This window comes from Azospirillum largimobile (assembly GCF_977007025.2).
The window spans coordinates 151,705-160,000 of record NZ_CDRMUA020000004.1 but is presented as its reverse complement, the minus strand read 5'-3'; the positions used below and the strand labels follow the sequence as shown (position 1 = coordinate 160,000).

The window sequence follows — 8,296 nt, the reverse complement described above, 5'->3', positions numbered from 1 at the left end:
GGCGTTGGGAGCGGCGAGCCGCCCGGACCAGCTGTCATTGCCCTTGGTGGACACGAAGAAAGCGGTCTGGTCGGTGGTCGGCATCAGTTAATCCTCCGTTCTGATGGAGGCATAAGTCGATTTTTTTAGTTAAAATTTTATTTACGTGCTCAGTACCTCTGAAGGACAGGTGCACTCTGCAAGATCGGTTTCTTGTGCCCCGATACCCTATTCAAATTTGGAGAGGTTCATGTTCGGTTTTGTTTGCAATGATCAACCATGGTGATCACCCAAACATCCCTACCGGGGATTCCCGTTGTACGTGTGCATGTGGACAGCCCGCCTCCGGTGTCCATCGCGGATGCATTACAGGGCATCACCGCGCTGGTCATTTTCTGGAATTTTATGATAAGCTTGTGCCCGCCGGGGTCTTGTTCTTGGTCATTCAGCGGAGCCGCGCCCAGTTCAGCGTCAGGACCGCCCGCCCCGGCCTACAGGACGTGAAAGGGACCTGTCTTGAGCGAAGAGTTGAAGAACGTCACCGCGACGAACGTCACCGCGACGGTAAAGTGGTTCAAGCCGGAAAAGGGTTTTGGGTTCGTCCGCCTTGCCGATGGGTCCGGCGAGGCCTTCTTGCACGCTTCGGTCCTGGCTGCCGCCTCCCTGCCCAACCCGGTCGAGGGCACGACGGTCGTCTGCGATCTGGCCCAGGGCGCCAAGGGTCCCCAGGTCGTCGCCATCCACTCCGCGACGCCGCCGGAAACCCCGCCGGCGCCGCGGGCCCGCAACCAGCGACCGCCTCGCCCCACCGCCTCGGCCATCCAGCCGTCGGCCCAGCCCGAGGATGGCGGCGAGCCTCTCGTCCGTGCGCCCAAGCCGCAGCGCGAACGCCGCGAGCGTCAAGTCGAGCCCGCCGGGCCCGCCACCATGGCCTACGGCACCGTGCGCTGGTACAACCTGGACAGCCAGTCCGGCCTGATCGAACCGTGGGAAGACGGGGCGACCGTTTATTTCGACCGCGCCACCCTGCGTCAGTCCGGCCTGGACATCGTCGCCGACGGCGAAGACGTACGGTATCTGGCCGTCGGGTCGGAAGATGCGCCGGTCGCGCAACGCGTCGAACTGATCTGACAGCAGGCCGCTGCCGGAAAAGCAATGCCGTGCGGAGACCCTGACGGGCCCTCCGCACGGCCATTTGCGCTTGTTTCGATCAGAACCGCGTCGATAGGGTGAAGAAAACACGTGGGGCGCGGTCCTGCGTGCCGAGGGGCGTGGCGATGAAGGGCTTCGCCACCTCCACGCTGCCGTCGATCCGCCGGAACACGCCGAAACGCAGGCCGATACCGGCCGAAGCGAGAGAGCGGCGGCCATGGCGCGTGCCGCCTTCATAGTTGTAGACCGCGCCGTAGTCGCTGAAACCATAGGCGACGGCGTAATCCAGCCCCTCCTCCTGCACCGGCAGGATATATTGCAGCTCCGCCCGTCCGGCGAAGCCGCTGTCGCCGGTGAGTTCCGACGGATCGAAGGCACGGCCGTACTGCTTGCCACCCACGCCGTATTCCTCCGACGACAGCAATTGGTCGGGGCTGTATTGCGCTTCGCCGGACAGCGCCAGGATCAGCGAGTCGTCCAGCGGCTGGTTGCGCTGGGCCGAAACCAGCAGCTTGCGGAAATCACTGCGCCCGCCGCTGCGCGTCAGGTTGGCGCTGCCGGAGGAGGTGGAGTTCAGGATGTCCAGGCCCTTGGACAGTTCCGCCGTCAGCAGGTTCGTGCCGCCCCATCCGTCGGCGAAGTCGTAGGAGACATTGGCGGCAACGATGCGCAGACGGTCCTGCGAGAGCTTGTCGCCGAGCACATCGGTGCGGCTGTCGCGGATGGTGAAGCTGACGCCGGCCCGCAGGGTCTGCGCCCGGCTCCGGATGAAGGGATGCGCCACCGCGATGCGGGCGGAACTCGTCAGGCTGTAAAGCTCCAGCGGACGCACGCTGTCGCCCGGCTCCGACCAGGAGCGGCGGGCGCCATACTCGATGGTCGTTCCCTCGGCATCCACCGGCACCAGCTGGCTCACGTCGAAGAAGCGCAGTTCGCGCACCTGCGGGGTGACGATGCCCTGCGCGGTGGTGCGCTCGAACAGGCCGAGCTGGTCCTCGACGCTGGCGACGCCGGTCAGTTGCATCGGCCCGACCGAGCGGGTGCCACGGTTGTCGAGCGACAGGAAACCGTTGAAGGGCGTGCGCTCCAGGGCCAGCGTCAGGCGCGAGGCGCCGGGAGTGTCGGGAGAAGCCTCCAACACCGTCTTCACCGCCACGCCGGGGAGATCGTCGGCCAGCAGGACGTAGCGCTCCATGTCCGCCATGCGCAGCGGGCGGGAGGCCCTGATCTTCTCCCCCATCCGGCGCAGCAGGTCCAGCCGGTCGGATGCCTCGCCCTGGACCACCACGTCGCTGACATAGCCCTCCACCACCTGCAGGCGGACGATGCCGTCGCGGATGCGCTGGGCCGGCACCACCGCCTGCGACAGCACATAGCCGTCGTTGCGATAGCGCGCGGTGATCGCGTCGCGGATCGCGTAGAGGTCGGCAAGCGTCACCGGCTTGCCCAGCTTGTCGCGCCACAGGGCGGATAGGCTGTCGGCGTCATAGACGCTGTTGCCGTCGATGCGGATCTCGCTGAGCGTCAGCGTGATGCGCTCGGCGTCGCGGGGCGGCGGAGCCTTTTCCGGCTCCGGCATCTCGAGTTCCGGGACGGACTGCGGCACGACCGGACGCTCGAAGCGCTGCTCCAGCCGGTTGGGGTCGAGCGAAGGCGGCAGAACCGGCGGAACCGACTGCGCCAGCACCGGCAGCGGAACGGCGGCGCCGGCCAGCAGCAGGGCGGACAGGCGGGCAAGGCGCAGGGCGGAACAGGGAACGGAACGGGGCATGGCGGAGATCGCGGTCCTGGGAAGGGCTGCTTCAGGGCTGATTGAAAGCTACTTGTCGGTGAGCGCGGTCACGCCGGCCCAGCCGGGTTCGGCGGGATGGCCGACGCGCTTTTCCGCCTTGTGCAGCATCGCCAACGCGGCGCCGTCGCCGGCCACCAACGCGCGGAAGCCGGATGCCGCCGCCTCGAAGCGGCCGGCGCGCCAATGGTCGAGGGCCGCGGCGTAGGCGGCGCGCTGGGCGCGGTCCTCCGGATCGGCGCGGCGGGCCTCGGAGAGCGGCTCGAACACCTCGACCGGTTCGCTGCGGCCGACCACCTGAACGATGTCGAGGGCGCGGAAGGTCTCCGGATCGCCATGGTGGCGCACGGTCTCGCCGCTGACCATCAGAGCGGTGTTGTAGTATTTGTTGGCCCCTTCAAGGCGGGAGGCCAGGTTCACCGTATCGCCCATCACCGTGTAGTTGAAGCGGCGGGGCGAGCCGATGTTGCCGATCAGCGCCGGACCGGTGGCGATGCCGATGCGGTTGGAGCCGCGCCCGCTGGAGGTCGCCAGCAAGGTCGGGTCGTCCGCCATCGCCTGACGCATCGCCAGCGCCGCCGCCACCGCAGCACGGGCATGGTTGTCGATGGCATAGGGGGCGCCGAACACCGCCAGCACGGCATCGCCGATGTATTTGTCGACGAAGCCGCCATGCGCCTCGATGATGTCGGTCATCACGGTGAAATAGCGGTTCAGCACGGTGACCAGGGCTTCCGGCTCCATGCCCTCCGACATCTTGGTGAAGCCGGCGATGTCGCAGAACAGGATCGACAGGTCGCGCTCCTCGCCGCCCAGGCTTGGCGACTGGCCCGATGCGATCATGTCGTCGATGAGGGAGCCCGGCAGATAGAGCTTGAAGGCGTTGCGGATGCGCCGCTGGTCGCGGTCCAGCACGGCGAAGCGGAAGCCGAGCGCCAGCGGGAAGACCAGCACCGCCGCCAGCGCTGCCTGCAGATAAGGCAGGACCAGACCGGCCTGGAACAGCTCGACCGCCACGCCGCTCCAGCCCGCCAGCAGCAGGATCAGGCCCGCGGCGGCCACCGGCGGGCGGGCGGCCAGCGTTACCAGGGCGGCGAGCCCGGCCAGCAGCAGGACCAGCGCCGCGGAGATCGGCTTTCCCACCTCGGCCAGCGCATCGCCGGTCATCAGGTTGGAAATGGCGGCGGCGTGGATGTAGACGCCGGGGATGCTGTCGCGGGTGCGGCCGGCGACATACAGGTCGCTCATCACCGGCAGGGCGCAGCGGTCGGGCAGGTTCAGCCCTTCCGGCTTCGTCACCCAGCGGTTGGAGGAGAGCTTGCGGTCCTCCACATCCAGCACGGTACCGACCATCACCGCCTTGCCTTTGAAATGCTTGGCGAAATAGTCGACCTTGCCGGCTTCGGCGCAGGCGAACAGGTCGGCAAGAGAATAGGTCGGGATGGCGCCGGGCACCGTGGCGTGGTTGACCAGCAGCCGGTTGCCCTCCCCGCCCGGGAGCCGGTAGCCGGCGAGCGTGGCGGAGCCGTCCGCCCCCCGTTCCAGCGGCGCCTTCAGCGCGCGGGACGCCACCTCCACCGCCATGCCCGGCTCGGCCTTCTGCTTACCGTCGGGACCGGTCACGGCCAACGTCAGCGGCACGCGGCGCAGCACGCCGTCCGGATCCTCGACCAGATTGACCGAACGGACGTTGTTGACCCCGGCGGCGATCATGTAGCCGCGGTAGGGCATCAGCGGGTCGCTCTGGTGCTGCACCTTGGCCAGCACCAGCCGGCCGTCCTTGCCGCCGCGGCGCAGGGTCAGCAGATAGTCGCGCTCGAAGCCCGGGATCAGCGTCTCGACCGAGGTCGGATGGACAAGGTCGAGGCCGATGGCCGCCGCCCCGCCGTCCAGCATCGCCCCCAGCACGGTACCCAGCCGCGGCCCCCACAGCGCCTGCGGCGTGCCGGCGAAGGGCGGGCGGCGGTAGGTCTCCTCGTCGATGCCGACCACGACCACCGGCGACGGGTCGGGCGCCGGCCGCGGGCCGTGCAGATGCTCGCGCAACCAATAGAGGCTGTCGATCGACGGTCCCTGCAGGGATGGGGAGGCTGCCAGTGCCAGAAGCCCGGCGAGGACCGGTGCGACGGCGCCGAGCAGGACCAGCCTCACGCGCCGGGGCAGTTTCATCGTCGGCAGCCTCACGTCCGGCCGGTCAGAAACGGATCAGGCGGCCGAGAGCCGGGCCGCCGCCGGCGACCGCCTTGTCGTCGATCTTGACGACGAAGGACTTCTGCCCGGCCGAGACCTTGTAGAGGCCGCCGGGTTCCAGCCCAGTGCCCTGCTTGGCGGTGTCCAGCGTCGTGCCGGGAACGTTGACCGTGGTCAGCGCGATGCCCTGCATGTCCAGCCGGTCGATGGTGACCGGACCGGGAGCGGACAGGATCAGCACCGGATGGGTCTTGAACAGCGTGAGGTCCGGCTTGGGCAGCGGCGCCTTCATGCCCGGCAGGGCGATGGGCGCGCTGCGGAAGACGGTCACCCCCGCCTTGCCCGCCTCGTTCGAGGCCAGCAGAAGCTTGCCGCCGTCGCAGGGCAGCGTGTGGCGGTCGATGGTTCCGCCCTGCACCGCCGACTCGCGGGCACCGACCGTCACCGAACCGCCGGTGATCGTCTCGTTCACGCAGGATTCCAGATAGCTCAGCGTCAGCGTCTGGCCGGACTTCAGCGCCAATGTGCGGCCGGCCGCCAGATAATCCATCGGCTGCACGCCGTCGACGCCGTCCGACACATCCTCCACCAGCGCGGTGGGAGAGGCACCGGCGGCGGCAGCAGGGGCCGGATCGGCGGCGAGCGCAGCCGGAGATGCGGCCAGCAGCAGCAGGGCACCGGCGGCAAGCGCGCGGACGGGCATCTGGAACGCGACGGACATGGAAACGGCCTCCCGGTCAATGCAACGGGGCATACCTGTTGCGGACGGATTCAATATGGCTGTGTACCCTTTAGCGAAGTTACCGAGTTACTTCAAATCCAATACGTCGGCCCGACATCCCATTGCCAGTAAAGCCGGCCCTACAACCGGCGCGAGATTGTCATAAATTCGCAACGAACCCGCCATTCCGGAGTCATCAGCCAACGTTATTGTACGCGTCCCGCGCCCAGGCGACCGATCCGGTCGCGGCGGTCGGGACGGGCATCAAAGGGGCGTCGCGACCGATCATGGGCACCGAACACATCGTCCGCTCCTTCGCGCAGGAACTCCAGCGCCTGTCGAACCTCGTGACCCAGATGGGCGGGGTGGCCGAGGCGCAGGTGGAGGCCGCGGTGAAGGCGGTATCGCGCCGCGACGTCGGGCTGGCCTCCCAGGTGATGCAGGCCGACGCCCGGCTCGACGCCTATGAGCGCGACATCGACGCGGAAGCGGTGCGGCTGCTCGCCCTGCGACAGCCGATGGCCCAGGACCTGCGCGAGATCGTGTCGGCCCTGAAGGTCTCCGCCGACCTGGAACGCATCGGCGACTATGCCGCCAACGTCGCCAAGCGGTCGCTGGCGTTGGCCCAGGTGCCGGTGGTGCGTCCGGCCGCCGGCATCCCGCGCATGGGCCGGCTGGTCGAAGCCATCCTGAAAGAGGTTCTGGACGCCTATATCGAGCGCGACGTGGACAAGGCCATCGCCGCCTGGGAACGCGACGAGGAGCTGGATGACCTCTACACCAGCCTGTTCCGCGAGGTCCTGACCTATATGATGGAGGATCCGCGCAACATCACGCCCTGCACGCATCTGCTGTTCATGGCGAAGAACCTGGAGCGCATCGGCGACCACGCCACCAACATCGCCGAGATCATCCATTTCCTGGTGGTCGGCACCCCGCTGACCGTCGTGCGGCGGAAGAACGACGGCAGCAGCTTCGCCGTGGTGTCGCCGGCGATGGCGTCCGCCGGCCGGCCGGAAACAGACCTGCCGGGCGTGCTGGATGACGAGTCCGGACCGGCGGACGCCGGCTGACCGCAACATTCCCCCACGACATCCGCAGCGACACTTTGTCCGGTAAAAGCCGATAGATTCCCGCGGCTTTCCTTATCCGCACCACCTGCGCAGGGGAGATACCGCCGAAGTGCGGGGCTTTTCCGTTTGCATGCGGCGCGGGTGTCGGGTATTAGCCCGCCCCGTGTGTCCGACATTCGCCGCGGCACCCTGTTCCCTGCCTGAAACGAGACGACGCTGGTCATGCCCGCCGACGCATTGAGTTCCGCCCTGCTCCCCGCCGGACTGCACGACGTGCTGCCGTCCGAAGCGGCGCACGAGGCGGCCGCCGTCGAACGCCTGCTGGCGGAATTCGCCGCGCAGGGCTACCGCCGCGTCGATCCGCCGCTGGTGGAGTTCGAGGAGAACCTGCTCTCCGGACCCGGTGCGGCGATGTCCAAGCAGACCTTCCGGCTGATGGACCCGCATTCGCAGCGGATGATGGCGGTGCGTGCCGACATCACCCCGCAGATCGCCCGCATCGCCACCACCCGCCTGAAGAACGAGGCACGGCCGCTGCGCCTGTGCTACGCCGGGCAGGTGCTGCGGGTGAAGGGGTCGCAGCTGCGTCCCGAACGCCAGTTCACCCAGGTCGGCGTCGAGTTGATCGGCGCGCTCGAGGCGGAGGCGGATGCCGAGGTGGTCCTGCTCGCCGTACAGGCGCTGACCGCCATCGGCGTGCCGCACCTGTCGGTCGATCTCTGCGTTCCCACCATGGTGTCGCGCATCTGCGCCGGGCTCGGCCTCGGCGAGGACGAGATCCGGCAGCTGCGCTCCGCGCTCGACCGCAAGGATGCCGCCGCGGTGGCCGCCGTCGGCGGACCGGCGGCGACGCTGCTGGAATCGCTGATGAGCGCGTCGGGTCCTGCCGACCGCGCCATGCAGGCGCTGGCTGCCCTGCCGCTGCCGGAGGGGGCCGAAAAGGACCGCCGCCGGCTAACCGATACGCTGGCCCTGCTGCGCGCGGCGATGCCCGACCTGACGGTGACCGTCGATCTGGTCGAGCATCGCGGCTTCGAATACCAGACCGGCCTCAGCTTCACCCTGTTCTCCCGCGCTGCGGGTGAACTCGGCCAGGGCGGGCGCTACCGCGCCGGGGCGCAGGGAGAGGATCGCGGGGAGCCGGCGACCGGCTTCACGCTGTACATGGATACGCTGCTGCGCGCGGTTCCCTCGGCCAAGGCGCCGGGGCGCGTGTATGTGCCGCACGGCACCGGCTGGGAATCGGCGCGCAGGCTGCGGGCCGAGGGTTGGGTTACGGTGGCCGGGCTCGCCCCGGTGGCCGATGCGGTCGCCGAGGCCAAGCGGCTTCAGTGCGGCCATTGGCTGGCCGGCGGAGACGTCAAGCCGGTCGGATGATCCGGTTTTAGGGTG

At 68.4% G+C, this 8,296-nt stretch carries 7 protein-coding genes (1 of these 7 cut by a window edge); 3 read left to right on the top strand and 4 right to left on the bottom strand.

The annotated features are described in order from the left end of the window. Positions 1-84, bottom strand: partial view of a right-handed parallel beta-helix repeat-containing protein gene (locus ACWPKK_RS22215; RefSeq protein WP_452008559.1) — the 5' portion only. It extends 1,794 nt beyond the left edge of the window; the window shows 84 of its 1,878 coding nt (coding positions 1-84); the start codon lies at positions 82-84; the stop codon falls past the left edge of the window. A gap of 411 nt (positions 85-495) precedes the next feature. On the opposite strand from ACWPKK_RS22215, the gene ACWPKK_RS22210 reads away from it, so the two are divergent. Further along, a complete protein-coding gene (locus ACWPKK_RS22210; RefSeq protein WP_324871699.1) occupies positions 496-1,110 on the top strand; it encodes a cold-shock protein in 615 nt (204 codons plus the stop codon). Positions 1,111-1,189: 79 nt separating this feature from the next. On the opposite strand, the gene ACWPKK_RS22205 is transcribed toward ACWPKK_RS22210, so the two are convergent. From ACWPKK_RS22205 to ACWPKK_RS22195, 3 genes are read right to left on the bottom strand one after another with little or no spacing between them, the layout of a single operon-like run. Then, the gene (locus ACWPKK_RS22205; protein ID WP_452008555.1) at positions 1,190-2,902 is read right to left on the bottom strand and encodes a ShlB/FhaC/HecB family hemolysin secretion/activation protein; all 1,713 of its coding nucleotides are present in this window, start codon (positions 2,900-2,902) and stop codon (positions 1,190-1,192) included. 48 nt (positions 2,903-2,950) lie between these two features. Then, entirely contained in the window at positions 2,951-5,089 is a 2,139-nt protein-coding gene (locus tag ACWPKK_RS22200) for a CHASE2 domain-containing protein (RefSeq protein ID WP_452008552.1), read from the bottom strand. A gap of 25 nt (positions 5,090-5,114) precedes the next feature. Next, positions 5,115-5,831, bottom strand: coding sequence for a hypothetical protein (locus tag ACWPKK_RS22195; protein WP_452008549.1), 717 nt, complete (start codon positions 5,829-5,831; stop codon positions 5,115-5,117). A gap of 287 nt (positions 5,832-6,118) precedes the next feature. On the opposite strand from ACWPKK_RS22195, the gene phoU reads away from it, so the two are divergent. Beyond that, the gene (phoU, locus tag ACWPKK_RS22190) at positions 6,119-6,904 is read left to right on the top strand and encodes a phosphate signaling complex protein PhoU (RefSeq protein WP_324871703.1); all 786 of its coding nucleotides are present in this window, start codon (positions 6,119-6,121) and stop codon (positions 6,902-6,904) included. A 222-nt stretch (positions 6,905-7,126) separates the two neighbouring features. Next, positions 7,127-8,281: an ATP phosphoribosyltransferase regulatory subunit gene (locus ACWPKK_RS22185; RefSeq protein ID WP_452008546.1), complete on the top strand. Its 1,155-nt coding sequence runs from the start codon at positions 7,127-7,129 to the stop codon at positions 8,279-8,281. Positions 8,282-8,296 lie beyond the last annotated feature (15 nt).

Coding starts and splice junctions, on each gene's coding strand:
- ACWPKK_RS22205 (WP_452008555.1), bottom strand. CDS start 2,902: ATGCCCCGTTCCGTTCCCTGTTCCGCCCTGCGCCTTGCCCGCCTGTCC.
- ACWPKK_RS22200 (WP_452008552.1), bottom strand. CDS start 5,089: ATGAAACTGCCCCGGCGCGTGAGGCTGGTCCTGCTCGGCGCCGTCGCA.
- ACWPKK_RS22195 (WP_452008549.1), bottom strand. CDS start 5,831: ATGTCCGTCGCGTTCCAGATGCCCGTCCGCGCGCTTGCCGCCGGTGCC.
- phoU (WP_324871703.1), top strand. CDS start 6,119: ATGGGCACCGAACACATCGTCCGCTCCTTCGCGCAGGAACTCCAGCGC.
- ACWPKK_RS22185 (WP_452008546.1), top strand. CDS start 7,127: ATGCCCGCCGACGCATTGAGTTCCGCCCTGCTCCCCGCCGGACTGCAC.